Consider the following 21,808-nt stretch of genomic DNA (forward strand, 5'->3'; position numbering starts at 1 on the left):
CCTAAAGCTAGGTTGTTATTTTTCCTCCTCCACTAATTCGACCTTGTCACCAGCGATTTCCTCGAGCGCCTGGCCGACAAATTTTTTCGACACCGGCTTTTTCACCATCAGCTCCGCACCGTCCTGCAACTCGCGCGCCCGTTTGGCCACCACCGTGACGAGCTTGTATTTCGAATCGACTTTTTGCATCAGCAAATCGATGGAAGGATACAGCATCGTCATTCCACCCCCAACATCCGTTTATATCGCTCGGCGACGCGTTCGCGCCGGCAATGTTCGGCGATGACGATCGCCTTGATCCGCTCGCAGGCGAGCTCCACTTCATCATTTTCCACGACATAGTCGTACTCGTCCATCATTTCAAGCTCCTCTTTCGCCGCCCGCAGCCGATTTTCAATCAGCTCTTTCGACTCGGTGCCGCGTCCCATGATCCGCTTTTCAAGCTCCGTGAGGCTTGGCGGAGCAAGGAAAATGAAGAGCGCCTCTGGAAACGCCCGCCGTACTTTCATCGCTCCCTGCACTTCGATCTCTAAAAACACATCTTTCCCTTCGGCAAGCGTCTTCTCCACGTAGTCGATCGGCGTGCCATAGTAGTTGCCGACGTATTCCGCCCACTCGAGCAGCTTGTTTTCCCGAATCATTTGTTCAAACTGCTCGCGCGTGCGGAAGAAGTAGTCGACGCCTTCCACTTCGCCTTCGCGCGGCTTGCGCGTCGTGACCGACACCGAATAATGAAGATTGATGTCCGGCTGCGAAAACAGCGCCTTGCGCACCGTTCCTTTGCCAACGCCAGACGGACCCGACATGACGATCAACAACCCACGTTCGTTCTTCAACGCCCAAAACCCTACCCTTCCTCGGAGAAATCGTCGCTTCCATATAAGCGGTTCGCCACCGTTTCCGGCTGCACGGACGACAAAATGACGTGATCGCTGTCCATGATGATGACGGCGCGCGTCCTCCGCCCGTGCGTCGCGTCAACGAGCTTGCCGCTTTCGCGCGCATCTTGAATGATTCGTTTGATCGGCGCCGAATCAGGGCTGACAATCGTAATGATGCGGGCGGCTGACACCATGTTTCCGTACCCGATATTGATAAATTTCATCATCATGACACGCCCACCTGCCATATCCGATATTGTTGCCGCCAACAAGTCGTTTTAAACAGTTATTCCACGTTTTGCACTTGCTCGCGCATTTTCTCAAGCACGCTTTTCATCTCAACGACTTGCGCGGCAATCAGGCTGTCGTTTGCCTTGGCGCCGATCGTGTTGACTTCCCGGTTCAACTCTTGCACCAAAAAGTCGAGCTTCCTCCCGATCGGTTCGTCCATTTCTAAGGCGTCTGCCATTTGCGCCAAATGGCTGCGGATGCGTTTCAATTCCTCATGAATGTCCGCCTTTTCGGCAAACACCGCCACTTCTGTGAGCAGGCGCGCCTCATCGACCGGAGCGGGCGCCCATTCGCGCAGGCGGCGCGCAAGCCGCTCGCGGTATTGTTCAATAACAAGCGGCGCCCGCTGTTCAATGGCTTCCACCCCGGCTTCGACTTCATGAAGACGGGCGCGCAAATCCGCGGCAAGCGCCTCCCCTTCGCGCCGGCGCATGGCAACAAGTGCCTTTGCCGCTTCATCGACAGCGGCCAAAAGCAGCGGCTCGACCTCCTCGTTCGCTCCTTCCTCTTCCACAACTTCGACCGCCCCATCAAGCCGAAGCAGCTCGGCCGCCGTCACGCTGCCGTCAACGGCAAATCGCTTTGCTGCCTCCTGCAACCCGGCCCAATATTGGCCGAGCAAATCCCAATCAATATGTACGTTCCGCTTTACAAGTCCTTCGCCGGCGATCGTGACGAACACTTCCACTTTTCCGCGCCGCACGTACGATGAAACTGCTTTTTTTATTTTATCCTCAAACACAAGCCATTGTCTAGGGAGGCGAATGGAAATTTCGCAAAACCGGTGGTTGACCGATTTCATTTCCACCGCCACCATCAAACGATCCGTTTTTTTCGTGCTTGCGCCGAAGCCGGTCATGCTGTAAACCATATCATCACATCCGTTGTTGCCTTGATGAAAAAGAAAAGGTCATAGAGCGTTCCTCTATCACCTTTTTTATTATAACATATCCATCCTTTTATTTTCTCGTAAAAAGCGAGCCAGGAGTCAGTCAAGACTTTGTGGAGAACATTTTTTCGGTTCACTACGGGCGTTGTCAATCACTAGTTAGCGAACCATTTTCAGGAATTAATATCGTAAGCGCTTTCGGACTCTCATCCCTCATCTTGAGGCGATGATACGATATTCCATTTTTTTACACCCAACCACCATCCCGGAGCGCCGACAACGCTTGATGGATCGGCGTCCCGGATGACCGCTGCAGACACGGTAGATTCTGACGCACCACATCTGCCCATAACCGTCCGGCCTTCCGTTTGGCCTGTTCGATCCGCTTGGACTTTGTTGAGGCCGAGACGGCCGACTGGGGCTCTTGCTCCTCCCACCGTCCCTTTCTCCACCCGATCCCGTCGATTCGGGCCGCCATCGCCCTCAGAAACGCCCGAAGCCCTTGGTCTTTCCAGCTGCGGCGGGATTTCACCCGATGCGCAAACCGGCTCATCACGCTCTCGGCGTGGCCCATCGGACGCATGCCGGTCGTCTCCACCCCTTGCTCCGACAGCCACTCCCGATAGTCCCGGATGCATCCCGGCATCGACTCGATCCGGCGGATCATGGCAGCCATCTGCTTCTCTTTCGCTTCGTCCTCCAACGTGCCGACCGCGCTGTTCAGCTCCACCAGAAGCCCCTCTTCGTCTTGTTTCGCCAGCTTCTTCCGCACCTCCCGCCAACGCGGATGGCCGGACAGACACTGACGCAGCTCCCGCGCCACATGAAATCGATCCAGCTGAAAGCACGCCCGCTTCCCAAAATACTCCCGGCAGGCCGTGATCCACGACGCCGCGTCGCCGTTGATGATCAAAAGGTCCCGGCACGGATCATAGGCATATTCGTTCATCAGCCACTCTTCAAACCGTTCCCACACGTCTCCCGCCCCTTCATGGAGGTAGTGGCGCCGGTTTACCAGCTCAAGCTGCGAACCGTTTCGTTTCCATCCCTCGTGAATCGCCAGGATTTTCTCTTCTTTCGCCCGTTTCCCTTTCCCCTGGCGGGAAATGAACAGCCCATCCGCCTCCACAAACAGCACTCGGCCGTGCCGTTTGGAAACAGGGTGGTGCAGCGAGACAGGGGCCTCCAGCACCAGTTGGCGAATCGCCTCGTGGCTCATGACCGCATACCCTACGATCGACTCGAGTGTGCGAGCCGCTTTGCGGTAGGAAGAGCACTCTACGGCCAACTCGACCGCCGTTTCCTCGAGGCAAGGACTGATCGATCGGGCCCCATCAAAGCCTAATTCGGCATCCAGCAAGAAGGTATAGTTCCCCGTTTGCCGGTCATAGTAGTAGTTCCGTCGAAACGTCACTTCTCCAAACAGCGTTTGGATCGTAGTCGGCCGTTTGTCTTTCAGCTGATACCGGCGCTTGTCCCGCGCTTCCGCCAGTTGTTGATCAATCTCCTCCAAAAGGGCCGCCAACAAGACAGCGAACACCTTTTGAAGAGTTCTGACTAATTGTTCCTCCAGCTCTTTTAATAAAGGCCATTCTGTGGTAAGATGTTTCATGGACTCTCTCCCTCCTGTTTTCGGTTGATGTTGACAATCACCATCATAGCAGGGAGAGAGTCCTTTTTGCATGACATTTGCTTTTTTCTACCGCGCTTCGCTTGGTGGCCCCGACGAGCGTCGCGAACAAAAGTTCGCAACCCTCGTCGGGGATCATTTCGGAATGTCACCCACAAATATTTTACTCACACGCGAGCCAGCAAACAAAAATGTCGGCAAGGCGGACAAGCCAATGATGAGCAGCCAATCGACCGCTGCGAGCGGCTTCGTATGGAACACTGCGGCAAGCGGTGGGTAATAGATGACGACAACGAGCAAAAGCAGCGACACGATCACCGCCGCGACAAGGTATATGTTCCCGAACGGACTGCGGTCAAAAACCGAATGGTCGCAACGGCAGTCGAACACATGGATCAATTGGGCCAACACAAGCGTCGCAAACGCCGCCGTCTGGGCGTAAACGAGATCCTCGCCGCTCCGTTCATAGGCGGTCAGAAACGCAGCCAGCGTAACAACGCCGATCAAAAAGCCGCGGCTTACGATTTTCCAGCCGAGCCCGCGGGCGAACACCCCTTCATCGGGACGGCGCGGCGGCCGCTTCATCACGTTTTCTTCTGGTTGGTCGAGCCCGAGCGCCATGGCTGGCAAACCGTCGGTGACAAGATTGACCCATAAAATTTGAATCGGCACGAGCGGCAGCGGCAAGGCAAGCAGCATCGCAAACAACATGACGAGAATTTCCCCGACGTTCGAGGCGAGCAAGTAGCGGATAAACTTGCGAATGTTTTCGTAAATGTTGCGCCCCTCTTCGATCGCGGCCTCAATCGTCGCAAAGTTGTCATCCAACAAAACGAGCGACGCCGCCTCTTTCGCCACCTCTGTCCCCGACCGGCCCATGGCGACGCCAATATCGGCTGCTTTCAGAGCGGGCGCATCGTTCACCCCGTCGCCGGTCATGGCAACAATATGGCCGCGACGCTTGAGGGCGTTGACAATTTTTAACTTATGCTCCGGAGCGACGCGGGCAAACACGTAAATCTCATCAACTACGCGTTCGAGCTCATCGACCGACAGCTTCGACAACGTCGCCCCATCCATCACTTTTCCGCCAGGCGGCAGCACGCCAAGCTGTTTGGCGATGGCGGTGGCTGTCAACACATGGTCGCCGGTGATCATCACCGTTTTCATGCCTGCCTCTTTGCATCGCGCCACTGCTTGCTTCACCTCAGGGCGCGGCGGATCGATCATGCCGGCGACGCCGAGAAACCGAAGCTTTGTCTCCGCATCCTTCTCCGACTCGATCCGTTCCGTTTCCGCAAGCAGCCGATACGCGACGGCGATCGTGCGCAAGGCGGAAGACGCCATCTGGCGAATCGCCTTCTCGATCGTTTCTTTCCACGCCGGGGTCAGCATCTGCTCGCGGCCGTTCCATTCAAGGCGGTCCGCCCGCTCAAGCAGCACATCGGGCGCCCCTTTCGTCACGACAAACCGACGGCCGTTTCGGTCGCGGACGATCACCGTCATCATTTTCCGCTCGGAATCAAACGGAAACTCCTGTTCGATCGTGTACTCACGCAAAAGCATTCCTTTCGCCAATCCAGCTTTGGCCGCCGCGACCAGCAGCGCTCCTTCCGTCGGATCGCCGTCGACGTAACGTCGGCCGTTTTCCTCTTTCAACTCCGAACTATTGCAAAGCGCCCCCATTGTCAATAGGCGAGCGAGCTCGGGAACGCGGTTCGGATCAACCGTCCGGCCGCGTTCAGAAAACTCGCCATCCGTTTCAAGACCAACGCCGCTTACCGCAAATGTCCGCCCGCCTGCCCATACTTGCGTGACGGTCATCATGTTTTCCGTCATCGTCCCCGTTTTGTCGGAACAAATGACCGAAGCGCAGCCGAGCGTTTCCACCGCCGGAAGCTTGCGGACGATGGCGTTTCGTTTGATCATCCGCTGCACGCCAAGCGCCAAGACGACCGTCACAATGGCCGGCAACCCCTCCGGAATGGCGGCGACCGCGAGCGACACACCAGCCAAAAACATTTCATACAGGTCGTGCCCTTGAATGACACCTACGGCCACGACCGCTGCCGTCAGCGCCAATGCGACGACAAGCAAAATTTTCCCAAGCTGCTCGAGTCGGCGCTGGAGCGTGGTTGCCCCCGCATCCGCCTCTTCGAGCATCGTCGCGATTTGTCCCATCGCTGTTTTCATCCCAGTGGCGATGACAATCCCGACCCCATTCCCTCTTGTCACGAGCGTCCCCATAAACGCCATATTGTGCAAATCGCCGAGCGACGCCTGTGCTGTATGAAGCGGGGCGGCGGATTTGGCCACCGGCACTGATTCGCCCGTCAGCGCCGACTCCTCGATTTCCAGGCCGGCCGCCTCAATCAAGCGGACGTCGGCCCCGACCCGGTCGCCGCTTGCAAGCCTCACCACATCGCCGACAACAAGCTCGCGCGTGGGGACTTTCACCCACTCCCCGCCGCGCAACACAACCGCTTGCGGAGCGGACAACCGTTTTAAGGCGGCAAGCGACTTTTCCGCCCGCCGCTCCTGGATAAACCCCAGGATGGCGTTCATGATCACGATGACGACAATCGCCACCGCATCGACATACTCGCCTAAAAACGCGGAAATCACCGTCGCCAACAGCAACACAAGCACCATAAAATCTTGAAACTGGCGAAAAAAGACAACGATGGCCGACTCCTTCTTCCCTTCCGCCAGCTCGTTGTACCCGAACTGCCGCAGCCGTTTTTCCGCCTCCGCCGCAGTAAGCCCGGTCTTGACATTCGTCTTCGTCTCGTGCGCGACATCGCTTGCCGCGAGCGTATGCCATTGCATCTGTCTCCCTCCGTCCTTTCATTTTTTCGCACGCCGTTCCTGCTTCTCTATGCTTATTCATACATGTCCCAAAAAATGATAGTCCCCGCCATGATGTTTAGCGACACAAACATAAGGAGTCGTGGACCCTTTGCCACGCCATCCCCCCATAAGGGAAAAAATCGTGTCAAAAAAGCAGGCCTCCCCATTTTATGCAACATGTTCGTCGGGCATCTTCGTCCGTCTTCAGGTAATATTCAAAGAAATGTTCAAAACGGCGGGTCGTATGGTAAGATCGAAATAGCAAACAAACGAAATAGAAAGGTGTTTTCCATGTCCTTTGACGGAGTGTTTACGTACGCCATTGTCGGTGAACTCGAAGAGGCGCTTGCGGGCGGGCGGATCACGAAAATCCACCAGCCGTCGGCGTATGAGATCGTCATGCTCGTGCGCGCCCGCGGCCATAATCATAAAGTGATGCTGTCGGCGCATCCGACGTACGCCCGCGTCCATTTGACAAACGAAACGTACAACAACCCATCCGAGCCGCCGATGTTTTGCATGCGGCTGCGCAAACAGTTGGAAGGAAGCATCATCGAGTCGGTCCGTCAAGTCGATTTCGACCGCATCATCGTCATGGACACAAAAGGCCGCGATGAACTCGGCGATCTGCAGACGAAGCGGCTCATCATTGAAGTGATGGGCCGCCATAGCAACATCATCCTCGTTGATGCATCGACCAACACGATCATCGACAGCCTGAAGCATTTGCCGCCGTCGGTCAACCGCTACCGGACGGTGCTTCCCGGGCATCCGTACGTCGCCCCGCCGACGCACGGCAAGCTGAATCCGCTTGAAGCGACGGAAGAAACGGTGCTGAAAAAACTTGATTTTCACGCCGGCAAGCTCGCCCATCAGCTTGTTTCCGCCTTCAGCGGCCTTTCGCCGCTATTTGCCAATGAGGCGGTGTTCCGCGCTGGGCTCGCCAACCGGACAACGCTGCCGAAAAGCTTCCTCGCGCTCATCGATGACGTTCGGCACCGCCGCTTTGCCCCGATGATGTACACGAACGGGGAAAAAGAATGGTTTTACGTTTTGCCGCTTAAGCACTTAAAAATCGAAGGCCAACCGTTTGCGAGTGCAAGCGAGCTATTGGACCGCTTTTATTTCGGCAAGGCCGAGCGCGACCGCGTCAAGCAGCAAGCCCATGACATCGAGCGGCTCATGGCGAACGAAAAGGCGAAAAACGAGAAAAAGCTCGCCAAGCTCGAACAGACGCTCGAAGAAGCAAAGAAAGCCGACGTTTATCGACTGTACGGCGAACTGCTCACCGCCCATTTGTACGCCATAAAGCGCGGCATGACGGAAATCGAGGTCGCAAACTACTACGACGAAAACGGAGGCACCATCACCATTCCGCTCGACCCGCAAAAATCGCCGTCCGAGAACGCGCAACAGTACTTTCAAAAATACCAAAAAGCGAAAAACTCGTTCGCCGTCGTTCAAGAACAAATCGAGCGGACGAAAGAAGACATCGCCTATTGCGACACGATTTTAAGCCAGCTTGAAACCGCCTCGCCGAAAGATGTCGAGGAAATCCGCGACGAGCTCATCGAACAAGGCTATTTGCGCCCGCGCGCCGCGAAAGGAGCAAAAAAGCGGAAAACCACCGTCCCTGAGCTTGACCGCTACGTCGCAAGCGACGGCACGGAAATACTCGTTGGCAAAAACAACAAACAAAACGATTATCTCACAACAAAGCTGGCCCATAAGGACGATGTTTGGCTGCATGTGAAAAACATTCCCGGCTCGCACGTCGTCATCCGGAGCAAGCAGCCGTCTGACGAGACGCTCTTGGAAGCGGCGAATCTCGCCGCCTACTTCAGCAAAGCCCGCCACTCCGGGTCGGTGCCTGTCGACTACACGCGCATCCGCTATGTAAAAAAACCGAGCGGCGCCAAGCCGGGATTTGTCATTTACGAACACGAGCAAACGCTCTACGTCACACCGGATGAAGAACTCGTCCGCACCATGAAACAGCGGCAAAAAGAACAAGCGGCGAAACCATCGTAAACCCGCCCCAATGGCCGCCCAACACGGCATCGGGCGATTCGCGCGAACTCCCGCAAACCGAAACGGTCCAGCACCGCATAAAAGACAGCGGGCTGTCTGTAAGACCAGCTGCATTGGCCTTACGGACAGCCCGCTTTGCAAACTTGTCGAGTCAACCACAAGCCGCCATCGCGAATGCAACTCCATGCACGTCTGCCATCCGTCTCAACGAAACACATCCTCAAGAGCCACTTCAAGCCCGGGAAAGCATGCCGACTGCACCACACCCGTTCCCGCTTTCACATCCGCCTGCTCATACAGTCCTTCCTCGTTCAGCGTATAGACGGTAATCGCCTCTTTCATCGGATTGACGATCCAATACTCTTTCACACCGTACGCCATATACAAATTGAATTTGGTCACTAAATCGTGCGCCTGGTTGGAAGGGCTCAAGATCTCAACGATAAGAGTAGGCACGCCGACATACTTCGTTTCCGTAAACCCTTTTGAATCGCAAATAACGCTTAAATCCGGAATGACGACTTTGCGATCGGGAAACTTGTCGCTAGCCAGTTCGATATCGGTCGGCGCCGCAAACACGTTGCACGGCTTCCCACGAAAATAAAGGCCCAATTCGGTATGAAGGTTGCTCGAAACAAGCTGATGCTTGATGCTTGGCGACGGAGCCATATACACAGCGCCATCAATATATTCAAGCCACTCATCGCTTTGTTCCCGCAACGCCCAATATTGCTCGTACGACACATTGGAAAACCGAGGCAAGGACATCGGCATCTTCTCCTTTGTCGCTTACATATTCCCCAAAAGAAGAACGCAACAGCCGTAATGGCCGGCTATTCCTCAAGCATCTTATCCAGCTTCTTATCAAAAGTATACACTTGATATCCCTTCACTTTGTTATAGGCGTATAAAAGGGTATCGACAAAGTCCAAGCGCCTTTTGCCAAACAGAGCAAGCGCCTCCTCTACGACCTCGATATCATCCACCTCGATATTATCGTATTTGAGCAATTCTAAAAGAATATCGCTGATCTCGTCATTTTTTACGTTGTACACTTTTTCAAGAACATAAACAACTTCAACGATTACTTCTCTTAGCAACAATACTTTGTTATCTTCAATAATCGTTGCGGCTTTGCCCGACAACTCATCATGGTCATTAAGCAGATATCTTAAAATAATATTCGCATCAATGATTTTCATATTGATCCACCACAGCTTTAGACCAAGCATCGCTTTCTCGGGCTTGCAAAGTCTCATTTTTATATTTGGACAGAGCCCCTCTTAGATTCCTTTTTTTTGGCTGTTCCAAATCTTCTTTATCCGCATAAGGAAGAATAATGACTTCCACTTTTCTATTTTTTAATGATTGAGGCAAATCGATGATCTTTTCTAAGTCATTGCTGTTTTTGATTACTCTTACAAAATCCATAACGTTTTCACTCCTTTCAAGGAAGATGGATCCTTTTAAACATATTATACCCGTTCATTGTACATCATGAGATGAAAATTCACTTTACGATCTATATAGACTCCCATGACAAAAAGATTTCGTCACCATCGAAGGGATGAAAATGCCGCTATGTCGAACTCTGAAACCTTGCACATTTTGAAGTTCGGGTATTTTCAGGATAGAAAAACTTTTTTTAACGTCGGATATCCCTTCTTCTCCTAATAATAGAAATGTTTTCAGTAACATAGCTTACCCCCTTTGTTTATGTTATCACGGTCTGACATGAAGATACATATTACCCCCAGCTTTTCTCACTGCATAAGCTCTTCCTATCTCCCACTTTAGAAGGCCGGTGAAAAAGTACACTCTAAGGCAGGGATTTAGGGAGCTTATGTCGAAAAAGGAAGAAAAATCGTTGGAATGGAGCGTGAGCGGATCATGAAAGCTCCCAAAAACCCTTCGACTCAGCCTCGGCTGTTTCAAGTCATCGACATGGAGGACCTGATTCCCCCACATCATATCCTGCGCCAAATCAACGAAGCGGTTGACTTTTCCGTCATTCACGATTGGGTGGCTCCCCTGTACACGGAAAAAACGGGTCGCCCGGCGGCGGATCCGGAACGGCTGCTTCGCCTGATGCTGCTCTCGTATTTGTTCGACCACTCCGAGCGGGAGTTGTATGAGATCCTCCCCATGCATGCCGGATACTTGTGGTTTTGCGGTCTCGACTTTGAATCCGTGCTCCATCCGGATCCTCATCACCCCACACTGCCGGATCGAACGACGCTCGTCAAAACACGGAAACGCTGGCGCCAACACGGAATCTTTGATCGGCTGATGACCTACGTGGTAGATCAGTGCATCGCGGCGGGTCTGGTCTCGCCGGATGTGCATGCGGCGGCCGATGGCACCCAAGTGCGGGCGAATGCTTCGATCCACAGCTTGCGGGAAGTCAAGCTCGCTCCGGTGGAAACGTTGGAGGACTACCTCGCCCGCACCGCCCGGGAAGATGAACAGACCGAGTCCCCGGATGCGGACCGGGATCCCGATGACGACCCGCCTTCTCCGTCTCCCCCATCAGGGGAACGCGTCCATGCCGAAGAACGAGGAAACTTCCGTGGAACCACGTTTTCCAACCGGACCCATCGAAGCGTGACGGATCCGGATGCCCGGTTGTACAAGAAAGGCAAAGGCCAGGAAGCGTATCCTCGGTATCTGGTGCACGACGTCATCGACGTCCGGTCGCGCGTGATTTTGTCCAGACGGGCCAGCCTCGCCACCGGAACGGCGGAACGGGAGACGAGTTTGGAGCAGCTGGCTTCGATTCGGTTTCGCCACCCGTCGATCACGATTCGGACCTTGTCCGCGGACAAAGCGTATGGCACCACGGAGTATTTGAAAGCGCTCTTCGTCCAAGGCATCACGCCGCTCGTGTCGCTGCGCCGCAAGGAGATGGAGGAGATTCCAACCTGGAAGCGCCGGGCGAAGGATCCCGCTCAGGAAGCACAACGCCAGGCGAAAGTCCGAGACGTTCAGATTCGCAACCAAGCGAGGCTCATTCAGCAACAGGGCGGTTATCGATCGATTCAAGCCCTTCGCACGCGTTGTGAGCATGTGTTCGCCGAAGGGAAGGAATGTCATGGGCTGGACCGGGCCCGAAGCCGGGGCCTTTACGCCATGGAAGAACAGGCGCTGTTGACCGCCGTCGTGCAAAATCTGAAGCGATTGTGCCGGTTTCGAAAAAAACGAGGGGGGACCGGCTCTTTGGCGTGCGCAAAAACGGAATTGGGAGCAGGAAGTCCTGCTCGTCTTCCCGTCCTTTGGCGCCAAATGGCGGGGAGAATGGTCTCCAAAATTCGACATGAGGGAAGTCTATGCCCCATTAATTCACCGGCCTTCTAGATTTTTTAATGGATGTAGACTAAACGCCGCGATATCACTCATATTTCCGACCTTTTCACCTTGCCACTGTGCACCAACAGCTTGAGCCGCATCCTCAAGCACCCAAAGCCCGTACTTCCCCGCAATGGATCGAATCGCCTTCATGTCAGCAGGGTGCCCGGCAAGATGGACAGGAATTATCGCTTTCGTACGTTTGGTTATTACGCTTTCTAACAACAACGGATTCATATTCCGGTCCGAGCCAACATCCACGAATACAGGAATGGCACCAACCATGTCAACAGCAGCTACCGTCGCTACAAAAGAGTTCGCAACAGTAATTACCTCATCACCAGCCCCAATACCTAACGCGCGGAGAGAGATGATTAGAGCGTCAAGTCCAGAATTAACCGCGACAGCAAACCGTCTACCTACCAGAGATGCAAAATTTTGTTCGAACTGTTTTACTTCCTCACCAAGAATATACTGACCACGAGTCAGTACATTACTAATACCATCTAAGATCTTTTTTTTAAGATCTCCATCAATTGAGAGATCAACATAAGGTACTCTCCACATCAGAGCTCCTCCCTGACTTTAATAAAGTGCTAACTGAAGTTCTTTCATCAGATCGACATTGCGATATTTTTTTTCATGTGGATTTTCAATATCCCCTTGTCGAAACCGTTGTACGAGACATTCAATCGAAGTGCGAATATCTCTTCTCGGTGTCCATTCGAGAATCTTTGTAATTTTCCCTGAATACAAACGATAGGATCTAGAATCGTTTGTTGGAGCTACCTCTATCTCAACAGGTTCACCCACGCAGTTGACAACCAGTTCCGCAATTTTCATCACCGAAAAGTTGTCGGTATTGACATTAAAGGTATGCCTACCCACAACATTTGGATTTGCTCGAAGAAGCATTTTATATACAGAAACCATATCTTCGATCGCCAGAAGAGGACGCATCTGATGGCCACCCATCACCAAAATTCTCCCCTTGGTCATGGCTTGGCACACAAAAATATTTGCAACAAGATCTAACCGAAGCCGCCTAGAGTATCCCACTAATGTCCCGGGTCGAACGCTTACAGTTGTAAACTCCTTCGAATTACAGGCCAATACTTCGTCTTCAGCCCGTGCCTTTGTTTCAGCATAGACTGTAATAGGGCGCAATACACAATCTTCCGTAACACGGTCAGCCTCTTGCACGCCATATACACTGGCTGTGGATGCGTTAATAAATCGCCTGACCCCAGCATTTTTTGCTAATTGGAGCAACTGAAGCGTTCCATGGTAATTCACCTCCCACGTCAAATGGGGATTAAGATCCCCACTAGGATCATTCGATATAGCCGCCAAGTGAAAAATAGTATCTACACCGTTAAGTGCTTTTTTTACGGTTTCCGCATTACGAATGTCACCCTTTATTTTTTCAATGACTGCATCAATTTCTGGCGAATAAGGATTGTCTTCGTAGATAAACCAATCAAGAACTCGTACTTTGTAACCGTCACGAATCAATTCTTCAACCAGCTGTGCCCCAACGTACCCCGCTCCACCTGTGACGAGAATCATGTTTTCACCCCATTACATATTGAAAACATTTAAAATACTCAAACATAACCCAAATCAACATACACATCCATTTCGCTTGTAAGCCGAAAAAGTTTCCCACAGATTTTCAACTCAACTGGTTCCCGTTCATCGGAAAGAAGTCCCACTCTTATGCCCCTTTGATCAACATATATGCGCAACTGTCGGCCACGCCACATCAGATGGACAGTCACTTCTTGCCACTCGTTTGGTAACTGCGGCTTAATTTCAAGCCTCTCGTCGTTAATCTGGATTCCCAGAAAACTGTACAGCAATATCAGCCAGCCTCCTGCAAAGGAACCCAAATGGAGACCATTGTTATATCCTTTACGAGGCTCAAAATCTAAATTAAAACGTGTTGACATAAGGAAAAAGCGATAAGCACTTTCCACATCTCCAACATCGCCAGAAACAATCCCCGCATGAGTCGCACTCAATGAAGATTCATGTACTGTTCGAGCATCATAGTACATTTGGTTGGCTCGCTTGGATTCAACACTAAAGTGAGAACGTAGCAAGGACATTAACATGACCACATCACATTGCTTTATCAGCTTGGTGCCCACCCCCTTAAAATTAGCAGACAATTGCCTAACTTCATTAGGAATCACAGGACGTCCGTTACCCCCGTAAGCTTCTACTTGCTGGTCCGGAAGTTCAAAATACCCATCAAACTGCTCATAAACCCCTTCTGCATCCTGACGCGGTTTTCGTATTCTTTGATGAAGTTGATTCCAAACATGTAACTCCTGATCAGATACTCCAAGCATACCTGTTTTTTTGCGGTATTGCTGCACAACATCAATGACATAGCCCAGCGTCCATTTTATTAACTGATTGGTATAAAAGCTATTATTAACCGGATAGTGATACTCATCGGGCCCCATGGTGTTTTTGAACTCATAACAACCGTTTCCAGGATTGTATTCGGCCAAGTTGGAATAAAAACGAGCGATTTCAATCAATAAATCAAAAGCCTGTTCAATTACGAAGTCGTAATCACCTGTAATTGTCGCATATGTCCAAATTGAAAAGGCAACGTTAGCGCCTATATAATGAACCATCCGACCTGTCCATTCTTCTGTCGTTACTCCTGTAACATAATTAGTCAATGTCGTAGGTCCGGCAGGCCGGCCATCGTAGTCCGATTCTTCCGACCATCGAGCTCCTTTATAACCCAATTCCTTGGCATGTTCCTTGGCTGCCTCGAGAGTGTTAATCCTATATGATATAAGAGAGCGAGCGACCTCGGGATCCACCCAACAAAAGAACGGCACTTTGTAGAGATCAGTATTGAAGAAAAAATGACCATTATGATATTCACTTGTAAGACCACGAGCGGGAATATTGGTTCCCCATTTCCGCGTATACGGCGCCGCTAACAGATGAAACACGGCATAACGAATCCCTTCCAGCGCCTTAGAGTCTCCCTTGATGTCGACAAATGCTTTTTGCCATTTTTGTTCCCAAGCAACTTCATGTAGAAATAAGAGCTCCTCGAAGCCTGCCTGACTTACTTCAACACCCATTGTCCGAACAAATTCCATTGGATGCTGATTATCAAGACTTGTGGCAAATGTAACGTATTGAGTGTATGTATGTACTTTTCCTTTAGAAACATTAAACGTAGCCACTGTACCACAGCGATTGCGCTCAAATAAGGGTGTATAGATTGCCTCCTCACTAACTGTAAATTGTGTCTGGATCGCAAGCGCAATTTTTGTTCTAAGGGTGCGAACTAATAAATCCGTAATGCCTTGGGAACTCTCATGGAAAATAGTTTCCCAGTGATGTGACCGAACACACTGGTTAAAATACCCACCGTGGTATGCATTCCCTATCCGGTAATTAAGAGCGCTTTCTATAGAAATTTGACCGTCATAGTTTTCAGGAACAATCCACCCCCGTGACATCGCAAGGTGAAGATTATCCCCATGAACGAGATCAAGTCTAGTGTATCGAGTTATTCGCCCTTGCGAATCACGAAAACGGACAAAAGTCTTTACAAATGCCCGCTTCATATCAAGTATGCGCTTAAAATCGAGTATATCGACATAGTCCAAGTTAATTCTTTCATCATTAATGATTATCTTGGTATCCAGCCAGTTGGGAGCGTTTACGATGTGGTTAGGTACGGACAAACCATAGTCGTATACATTGGCAAAAAACGCCCCCGGAATGCTATACACGCTTTCAAACTCTGTCGTTAGACGCACTCCGACGTATCCATTGGAAAGAGCAAATAATGTTTCGTAAAAGGAGTTAGCTGTTTTGTCGTAAAACGTTTGCTCTATAATCCACTCTTTACTCAAGGTGACTACTTCCTCCCTATACAAAAAGGTGCTGATTCAGCACTACCCCTTATATACCCGTGGTGCTAGATAAACTTGATCAAGCATAAAAACAGCTCTTGCTGGCGAATCTCCAGTAGAATGAAAGTGTCACCCAACATTCGAAAGGAGAGATCCCCCCATGCAAGAGCACTTTCATTTTACTGCAGTTCAAAAACAATATGCCGCCATGAGTCAGTCAAGACTTTGTGGAGAACTTTTTTTCGGTTCACTACGGTCGTTGTCCATCACTAGTTAGTGAACCATTTTCAGGAATGGATATCGTAAGCGCTTTCTGACTCTCATCCCTCATCTTGAGGTGATCATATTGCATTCCATTTTTTACACACAACCACCATCCCGGAGCGCCGACAACGCTTGATGGATCGGCGTCCCGGATGACCGCTGCAGACACGGTAGATTCTGACGCACCACATCCGCCCATAACCGTCCGGCCTTCCGTTTGGCCTGTTCAATCCGCTTGGACGTTGTTGAGGACGAGACGGCCGACTGGGGTTCTTGCTCCTCCAACCGTCCCTTTCTCTCCCCCGATCCCGTCGATTCGGGCAGCCATCGCCCTCAGAAACGCCCGAAGCCCTTGGTCTTTCCAGCTGCGGCGGGATTTCACCCGATGCGCAAATCGGCTCATCACGCTCTCGGCGTGGCCCATCGGACGCATGCCAGTCGTCTCCACCCCTTGCTCCGACAGCCACTCCCGATAGTCCCGGATGCATCCCGGCATCGACTCGATCCGGCGGATCATGGCAGCCATCTGCTTCTCTTTCGCTTCGTCTTCCAACGTGCCGACCGCGCTGTTCAGCTCGGCCAAAAGCCCCGTTTCGTCTTGTTTCGCCAGCTTCTTCCGCACCTCCCGCCAACGCGGATGGCCGGACAGACACTGACGCAGCTCCCGCGCCACATGAAATCGATCCAGCTGAAAGCACACCCGCTTCCCAAAATACTCCCGGCAGGCCGTGATCCACGATGCCGCATCGCCGTTGAGGACCAACAGGTCCCGGCACGGATCATAGGCATGTTCCTTCATCAGCCACTCCTCAAACCGCTCCCACACGTCCCCCGTCCCTTCATGGAGGTAGTGGCGCCGGTTTACCAGCTCAAGCTGCGACCCGTTTCGTCTCCATCCCTCGTGAACCGCCAAGATTTTCTCCTCTTTCGCCCGTTTTCCTTTCCCCTGGCGGGAAACAGAGTCCTTCCGCCTCCACAAACAGCACTCGGCCGTGCCGTTTGGAAACAGGGTGATGCAGCGAGACAGGGGCCTCGAGCACCAACCGGCGAATCGCCTCGTGACTCATGACCGTATACCCCACGATCGACTCCAGCGTGCGAGCCGCTTTGCGGTAGGAAGAGCACTCTACGGCCAACTCGACCGCCGTTTCCTCGAGGCAAGGGCTGATCGATTGGGCTCCATCAAAGCCCAGTTCGGCATCCAGCAAGAACGTATACGCCCCCGTTTGCCGATCATAGTAGTCGTTCCGTCGGAATGTCACTTCCCCAAACAGCGTTTGGATCGTAGTCGGCCGTTTGTCTTTCAGCTGATGCCGGCGCTTGTCCCGCGCTTCCGCCAGTTGTGGATCGATCTCCTCCAAAAGAGCGGCCAACAAGACAGCGAACACCTTTTGAAGAGTTCTGACGAATTGCTCCTCCAGCTCTTTTAATAAAGGCTATTCTGTGGTAAGATGTTTCATGGACTCTCTCCCTCCTGTTTTCGGTTGGTTTGCCAATCACCATCATAGCAGGGAGAGAGTCCTTTTTGTATGACATTTGCTTGTTCTACCGCGCTTCGCTTGGTGGCCCCGACGAGCGTCGCGAACAAAAGTTCGCAACCCTCATCGAGGAATCATTCCGGAATGCCACCCACAAATATTTTACTCACACATGCCGCCATTTTCTGCTTTGTTTCTACCCAACTGTCGTTGATTCAAATGGATCTTCATCACCGCAACCGTCACTTGGTCAAGCAAGAAGACGAAGTGGTCATGGCGGTTCACCTTTTGGGGAAGCTGCTGGGCTTTTCTTCCGAACGAGCCTGGCATCGCTTTGTCACGGGAAATTTGTTCACAAACGGCTCGTTTCTTGAACGCTCCCGATACAACCGCCGCTGCCTAGCACTTGGCTTCGCGGTCAAATGGATTCGTCATGAACGGGCGAAACGTGGCTAACACCATGCTAGACATTGTCGACAGTTTGCCTCTTCTGTTGTGCCATACCGCGAGAATGCAACACGTCAAGCGATTTCGAGGGATCGCGGATATGGGGTATTGTGCTTCCAAAAAGCAATGGTACTACGGTTTCAAGCTGCATCTTCAAGTGACCCATCAAGGGCTGGCCATGGACTATGTCGTGACGGAAGCGTCCTGCCACGACGTCAAAGCCGCTGAAACGGTGATGACTCAAATCCCTCATCCCTACAACTTTGGGGACAAAGGATGCATCAGCCACGCTCTTCGAGAAAAGCTGTACGAAGAACACCAAGCCGCGTTCTGGACACCGTCTCGACACAATCAAAAGCACGGCCCATCCAAGACATGGGAAGAATGGATCAGGAAAAAAAGCAAAGTCATCGAGACGGTGTTTTCGATTCTCGTAGACCAATACCGGATCACCGACATTCGAGCGAATTCCATTGCCGGGTTTGAAGTGGCACTCGATGGCATCTTGTTGGCGTATTCCCTGGTCACACTAGGGCTAGTTGAGCGCTGACGCTCAACTAGCACCACGGATTATTGTAATTAAAAATGCTCATCTACAGTTCTGCTATTTATTTCGACCTGACCCGTGGTGCTAGATAAACTTGATCAAGCATAAAAATAGCCCTTGCCTGGCGGATCTCCTGTAGAATGAAAGTGTGACCTACCATTCGAAAGGAGAATCCCCATGCAAGAGCACTTTCATTTTACTACAGATCGGGCCAAGATTCAAAAGCAATATGCCGCCATTTTCGTTTTTGTTTCTGCCCAACTTTCATGCATTCAGGTGCATCTTCATCGTCGAAATCGCCATTTGGTCAAGCAAGAGGACGCTGTCATCATCGCCATTCATCTTTTAGGAAAGCTGCTCGGTTTTACTTCTGAACGGGCATGGCATCGTTTTGTCACGGGAAATTTGTTCACAAACGGCTCGTTTCTCGAACGTTCCCGGTACAACCGCCGTTGTCTGACGCTTGACTTCGCCATCAAATGGATCCGCCATGAGCTGGCAAAACGTGGCCAACATCATGCCTATGCTGTCGTGGACAGCTTGCCGCTCCCATTGTGCCATACGGCAAGAATGCATCGCGTCAAACGGTTTCAAGAGATCGCCGACATCGGGTATTGCACTTCCAAAAAACAATGGTACTACGGGTTGAAGCTGCACCTTCAAGTGACCGATCAAGGGCTGCCGATGGGGTATGTGGTGACGGAAGCATCTTACCACGATCGAATCGCAGCCGAAAGCGTTATGCCCCAAATTCCTCACCCCTATAACTTCGGGGACAAAGGATTCATCAGCCGTGACTTGCAAAAAAGGCTGTACGAAGAATACCAAATGGCGCTTTGGACTCCGTCTCGAAAAAACCAGAAACATCGTGCGTCTGAGACATGGGAGCAGTGGATCCAACAAAAACGCAAAGGGATCGAGACGGTGTTCTCGGTTCTGGTTGACCACTATCGCATCACTGAGATCCGAGCCAATTCGATCATCGGATTTGAAGTGGCGTTAGACGGTATATTGTTAGCCTATTCCCTGGTTACACTTGGGCTAGTTGAGCGCTAAAGCTCAACTAGCACCACGGGTGACCTGATCTAAAAATATTCCTGTCTTAGTTAACATAGAACCGCCTCCTAAAATCACTTAATATTTCCTTTATTATAAATAATAACACTAATTGTTTTTTGATTCAACTGTAAATTATCATTATTATTTCAGCACAAAACGCCCATTTTTTTGCACATTCTTTCAGAAAGCCCTCTTCCCTTTTCTGAAGGAATGTGCTACCCGAGTTCGACAGTCACTAGGCAAACAAAATGCCTCTCGCCCCTTGATACAAAAGGGATCGGAGGCATTTGGGCACACTTCGGGCGTGTATCTAGGTGCGAGGGTGGATGCCTAGAATCTTTGGAGGAGGTTCCAGCCCTAGAGCCGCAAGGAATAGCGCTTGTTTGGCCGTCAGTTCGGTTCGTTGATAAAGGTCGCCGTTTTTGGAAGAAAAATGTCCAAGCATAAGACGCTCACATTCATCCCTTACTTTCGGCCACGATTCATGAGTTCGGATCTCCACGATCCGAACCAGCAAGAGAGCCAGCCAACTGAGCAGCACATGCGCCCGGATACGGTCTTCCAAGCGATGATACATGGGGCGCAGCTCGAGTGTTGATTTCAACGTCCGAAAGGCCTGCTCGATATCCACCAGTTGCTTATACCCGAGCGCGACATCCTCGGCAGACAAGGTGTCATCGGAGGTTCGGATGAGATATTTGCCATCGTACTTTTCCGCTTCACGAACCGCTTGCTTGTCGATGCGAAGCGTTCCATCCTTCAATTGACGCAAGTATTTTCCGTAGGACGGATGGGAACGCAGCCGGCAGGTGGCCTTATGATGAGCTTCATTGGGGAGTTGGCGAAGCCCCTCCAACTCCTCTTTCAGCGATTCGAGCAGCTTTTCCCGTTCCTTGCGTTGGCGTTCGGCTTCGCTGGGATTGTACACGAGAACATAGCGCTGACGCGCTTCTCCGTCGCCCACGATGATTTCTTTGATATGCAAGTTCTCGCGAACTTGTTGGTAGCGCCCGCGACGGTTTAGGGCCTCTTCGACGGCGGCTTTGCCGGACCGCATTTTTTCGCCGACAATGTAGTGTCCCCCGGCCTGTTGCAAGATTCGCAAATTCTCTTCAGACGAAAATCCGCGGTCCATCACGCTGATCACACGCCCAAGCTTCCAGCCAATCAAGTCTTGTTTCACCTGTTTGATGACCGTCATATCCATCGTATTGCCAGGCCATACCCAAGCGCGAATGGGGACTCCTTCCCGGGTAACGGCCAGTCCAATGACGATTTGGACCAAATCGGGACGCTTATCTTTGGAAAACCCCTGCTTTCGAAGCGATTCTCCTTCTGGTGTTTCGGATGGATCCACTTCGAAGTACGACGAAGTCGTATCAAAGTAAATCAAATCGACTTCCAGGTTCAATAAATCGGCCACGGCATGGAACACTTGGCGTTCCAATTCCGGCTGCACAGCCAGCAGCTCATCCATCGCCCGGTACAACTGGTGGCTGGCGACTTGGGGAAGATGAGGGATATGCACGTCTTTCTCCACCCACTCCTCCATCGCCAACTTGCTTGACGGATGAAGGGCACGATTCGCCACCATGGCAAAAATCAGCCGTTCCAACGGAATCTGATGATGTCGGGAGGCAAACAAGGAGTGGAGAATCTCTCCCAATCCCAGTTGTCTCCAGAGCTGATCCAAAAGCCAAGCGCCACCAAGGCGTTTGCTTGATTGAAACTGAAAGTCATCCGACACTTCTCCTGTCAACGTCTCGATTTCCCAAGCCTGCTCAGGAGAAAGGAATCGCGAAATGCTTTTGGCCAGACGCTCCAAGACAGCGCGATCCACCTCGTCTTCGCGCCCAAACGAATAAATCACCTTCGCTTTCGCATATTTGGCCTTCGGATCCCATTCGTTGTGAGCAAGCTGGAGATACGCCACGGTCGTTCCATCTTTGTTTTTGCGTGTTACTCGCCGTATGTACATGCCTATATTATAACCGATATTCAGCTGTTTTAAAAGTTAAAATAAACAAGTCGTGTGCCTATGAAATTCAGTGTTTTTTTCTAGGATCCGCATCGCGAAATCTTTGATATAACAGCATTTTGGCCATTTTCATTTGCCTAAAATGGCCTCAAAACTGTCGAACTCGGGTGCTAAATTTTTTGTGAATTGTTTCGGACGAAGATTTCCATTCGTTTCAAG

16 protein-coding genes and 2 pseudogenes are annotated in these 21,808 nt (G+C 51.6%); 4 read left to right on the forward strand and 14 right to left on the reverse strand.

From position 1 onward, the window contains the following. Nucleotides 1-15: 15 nt before the first annotated feature. The 6 genes from rpoZ to GC56T3_RS12430 all read right to left on the reverse strand — a co-directional run bounded on the left by rpoZ (nt 16) and on the right by GC56T3_RS12430 (nt 6,520). Nucleotides 16-216, reverse strand: coding sequence for a DNA-directed RNA polymerase subunit omega (gene rpoZ / locus GC56T3_RS12405; RefSeq protein ID WP_011230668.1), 201 nt, complete (start codon nt 214-216; stop codon nt 16-18). 2 nt (nt 217-218) lie between these two features. Beyond that, on the reverse strand, nt 219-836 hold the full coding sequence (gmk, locus tag GC56T3_RS12410; protein ID WP_011230667.1) for a guanylate kinase: 618 nt from the start codon (nt 834-836) through the stop codon (nt 219-221). Between the two features lie 11 nt (nt 837-847). Further along, entirely contained in the window at nt 848-1,111 is a 264-nt protein-coding gene (remA, locus tag GC56T3_RS12415) for an extracellular matrix/biofilm regulator RemA (protein WP_011230666.1), read from the reverse strand. Nucleotides 1,112-1,167: 56 nt separating this feature from the next. Further along, nucleotides 1,168-2,043: a YicC/YloC family endoribonuclease gene (locus GC56T3_RS12420; RefSeq protein ID WP_013145799.1), complete on the reverse strand. Its 876-nt coding sequence runs from the start codon at nt 2,041-2,043 to the stop codon at nt 1,168-1,170. 265 nt (nt 2,044-2,308) lie between these two features. Then, nucleotides 2,309-3,673, reverse strand: coding sequence for an ISLre2 family transposase (locus GC56T3_RS12425; RefSeq protein WP_013145704.1), 1,365 nt, complete (start codon nt 3,671-3,673; stop codon nt 2,309-2,311). A 153-nt stretch (nt 3,674-3,826) separates the two neighbouring features. Further along, nucleotides 3,827-6,520: a cation-translocating P-type ATPase gene (locus tag GC56T3_RS12430; RefSeq protein ID WP_013145800.1), complete on the reverse strand. Its 2,694-nt coding sequence runs from the start codon at nt 6,518-6,520 to the stop codon at nt 3,827-3,829. A 312-nt stretch (nt 6,521-6,832) separates the two neighbouring features. Here GC56T3_RS12430 and GC56T3_RS12435 point away from each other — a divergent pair, with 312 nt between their 5' ends. Then, nucleotides 6,833-8,572: an NFACT RNA binding domain-containing protein gene (locus GC56T3_RS12435; protein WP_013145801.1), complete on the forward strand. Its 1,740-nt coding sequence runs from the start codon at nt 6,833-6,835 to the stop codon at nt 8,570-8,572. Nucleotides 8,573-8,776: 204 nt separating this feature from the next. Here GC56T3_RS12435 and GC56T3_RS12440 read toward each other — a convergent pair whose 3' ends face one another. From GC56T3_RS12440 to GC56T3_RS12450, 3 genes are all read right to left on the reverse strand, one after another. Continuing rightward, entirely contained in the window at nt 8,777-9,340 is a 564-nt protein-coding gene (locus GC56T3_RS12440; protein WP_013145802.1) for a Uma2 family endonuclease, read from the reverse strand. A gap of 65 nt (nt 9,341-9,405) precedes the next feature. Then, the gene (locus GC56T3_RS12445; protein ID WP_033012322.1) at nt 9,406-9,774 is read right to left on the reverse strand and encodes a PIN domain-containing protein; all 369 of its coding nucleotides are present in this window, start codon (nt 9,772-9,774) and stop codon (nt 9,406-9,408) included. Beyond that, nucleotides 9,761-10,003: a hypothetical protein gene (locus GC56T3_RS12450; protein ID WP_011230660.1), complete on the reverse strand. Its 243-nt coding sequence runs from the start codon at nt 10,001-10,003 to the stop codon at nt 9,761-9,763. Before GC56T3_RS12450 ends, GC56T3_RS12445 begins: the two co-directional genes overlap by 14 nt. A gap of 441 nt (nt 10,004-10,444) precedes the next feature. On the opposite strand from GC56T3_RS12450, the gene GC56T3_RS12460 reads away from it, so the two are divergent. Continuing rightward, entirely contained in the window at nt 10,445-11,926 is a 1,482-nt protein-coding gene (locus GC56T3_RS12460; protein WP_083778780.1) for a transposase, read from the forward strand. Here the strand turns inward: GC56T3_RS12460 and GC56T3_RS12465 are convergent. The 4 genes and pseudogenes from GC56T3_RS12465 to GC56T3_RS18770 all read right to left on the reverse strand — a co-directional run bounded on the left by GC56T3_RS12465 (nt 11,912) and on the right by GC56T3_RS18770 (nt 17,501). Continuing rightward, the gene (locus tag GC56T3_RS12465) at nt 11,912-12,484 is read right to left on the reverse strand and encodes a DegT/DnrJ/EryC1/StrS aminotransferase family protein (RefSeq protein ID WP_013145804.1); all 573 of its coding nucleotides are present in this window, start codon (nt 12,482-12,484) and stop codon (nt 11,912-11,914) included. The two genes, GC56T3_RS12460 and GC56T3_RS12465, sit on opposite strands and share 15 nt — an antisense overlap. A gap of 18 nt (nt 12,485-12,502) precedes the next feature. Further along, complete coding sequence (locus GC56T3_RS12470) at nt 12,503-13,486, reverse strand: NAD(P)-dependent oxidoreductase (RefSeq protein ID WP_013145805.1); 984 nt, start codon at nt 13,484-13,486, stop codon at nt 12,503-12,505. A gap of 38 nt (nt 13,487-13,524) precedes the next feature. Then, the gene (locus GC56T3_RS12475; protein ID WP_152333123.1) at nt 13,525-15,816 is read right to left on the reverse strand and encodes a glycosyl hydrolase family 65 protein; all 2,292 of its coding nucleotides are present in this window, start codon (nt 15,814-15,816) and stop codon (nt 13,525-13,527) included. 360 nt (nt 15,817-16,176) lie between these two features. Further along, nucleotides 16,177-17,501: pseudogene (locus tag GC56T3_RS18770) on the reverse strand (ISLre2 family transposase). Nucleotides 17,502-17,702: 201 nt separating this feature from the next. Here GC56T3_RS18770 and GC56T3_RS18775 point away from each other — a divergent pair. Further along, a pseudogene (locus tag GC56T3_RS18775) lies at nt 17,703-18,555 on the forward strand (IS982 family transposase). 174 nt (nt 18,556-18,729) lie between these two features. After that, on the forward strand, nt 18,730-19,608 hold the full coding sequence (locus GC56T3_RS12500; RefSeq protein ID WP_013145809.1) for an IS982 family transposase: 879 nt from the start codon (nt 18,730-18,732) through the stop codon (nt 19,606-19,608). A gap of 313 nt (nt 19,609-19,921) precedes the next feature. Here the strand turns inward: GC56T3_RS12500 and GC56T3_RS12505 are convergent, their stop codons facing one another. Next, on the reverse strand, nt 19,922-21,589 hold the full coding sequence (locus GC56T3_RS12505; RefSeq protein WP_023633822.1) for an IS1634 family transposase: 1,668 nt from the start codon (nt 21,587-21,589) through the stop codon (nt 19,922-19,924). Nucleotides 21,590-21,808 lie beyond the last annotated feature (219 nt).

The sequence above is a fragment of the Geobacillus sp. C56-T3 genome (assembly GCF_000092445.1).
Taxonomy (GTDB): Bacteria; Bacillota; Bacilli; order Bacillales; family Anoxybacillaceae; genus Geobacillus; species Geobacillus thermoleovorans.

What these genes read in the sequence shown, in the direction of transcription:
- GC56T3_RS12445 (WP_033012322.1), bottom strand. Translation starts at nt 9,774, where the DNA reads ATGAAAATCATTGATGCGAATATTATTTTAAGATATCTGCTTAATGAC.
- GC56T3_RS12450 (WP_011230660.1), bottom strand. Translation starts at nt 10,003, where the DNA reads ATGGATTTTGTAAGAGTAATCAAAAACAGCAATGACTTAGAAAAGATC.
- GC56T3_RS12505 (WP_023633822.1), bottom strand. Translation starts at nt 21,589, where the DNA reads ATGTACATACGGCGAGTAACACGCAAAAACAAAGATGGAACGACCGTG.
- GC56T3_RS12420 (WP_013145799.1), bottom strand. Translation starts at nt 2,043, where the DNA reads ATGGTTTACAGCATGACCGGCTTCGGCGCAAGCACGAAAAAAACGGAT.
- GC56T3_RS12460 (WP_083778780.1), top strand. Translation starts at nt 10,445, where the DNA reads ATGGAGCGTGAGCGGATCATGAAAGCTCCCAAAAACCCTTCGACTCAG.
- rpoZ (WP_011230668.1), bottom strand. Translation starts at nt 216, where the DNA reads ATGCTGTATCCTTCCATCGATTTGCTGATGCAAAAAGTCGATTCGAAA.
- GC56T3_RS12430 (WP_013145800.1), bottom strand. Translation starts at nt 6,520, where the DNA reads ATGCAATGGCATACGCTCGCGGCAAGCGATGTCGCGCACGAGACGAAG.
- GC56T3_RS12470 (WP_013145805.1), bottom strand. Translation starts at nt 13,486, where the DNA reads ATGATTCTCGTCACAGGTGGAGCGGGGTACGTTGGGGCACAGCTGGTT.
- GC56T3_RS12440 (WP_013145802.1), bottom strand. Translation starts at nt 9,340, where the DNA reads ATGTCCTTGCCTCGGTTTTCCAATGTGTCGTACGAGCAATATTGGGCG.
- remA (WP_011230666.1), bottom strand. Translation starts at nt 1,111, where the DNA reads ATGATGATGAAATTTATCAATATCGGGTACGGAAACATGGTGTCAGCC.
- GC56T3_RS12465 (WP_013145804.1), bottom strand. Translation starts at nt 12,484, where the DNA reads ATGTGGAGAGTACCTTATGTTGATCTCTCAATTGATGGAGATCTTAAA.
- GC56T3_RS12500 (WP_013145809.1), top strand. Translation starts at nt 18,730, where the DNA reads ATGCAAGAGCACTTTCATTTTACTACAGATCGGGCCAAGATTCAAAAG.
- GC56T3_RS12425 (WP_013145704.1), bottom strand. Translation starts at nt 3,673, where the DNA reads ATGAAACATCTTACCACAGAATGGCCTTTATTAAAAGAGCTGGAGGAA.
- GC56T3_RS12435 (WP_013145801.1), top strand. Translation starts at nt 6,833, where the DNA reads ATGTCCTTTGACGGAGTGTTTACGTACGCCATTGTCGGTGAACTCGAA.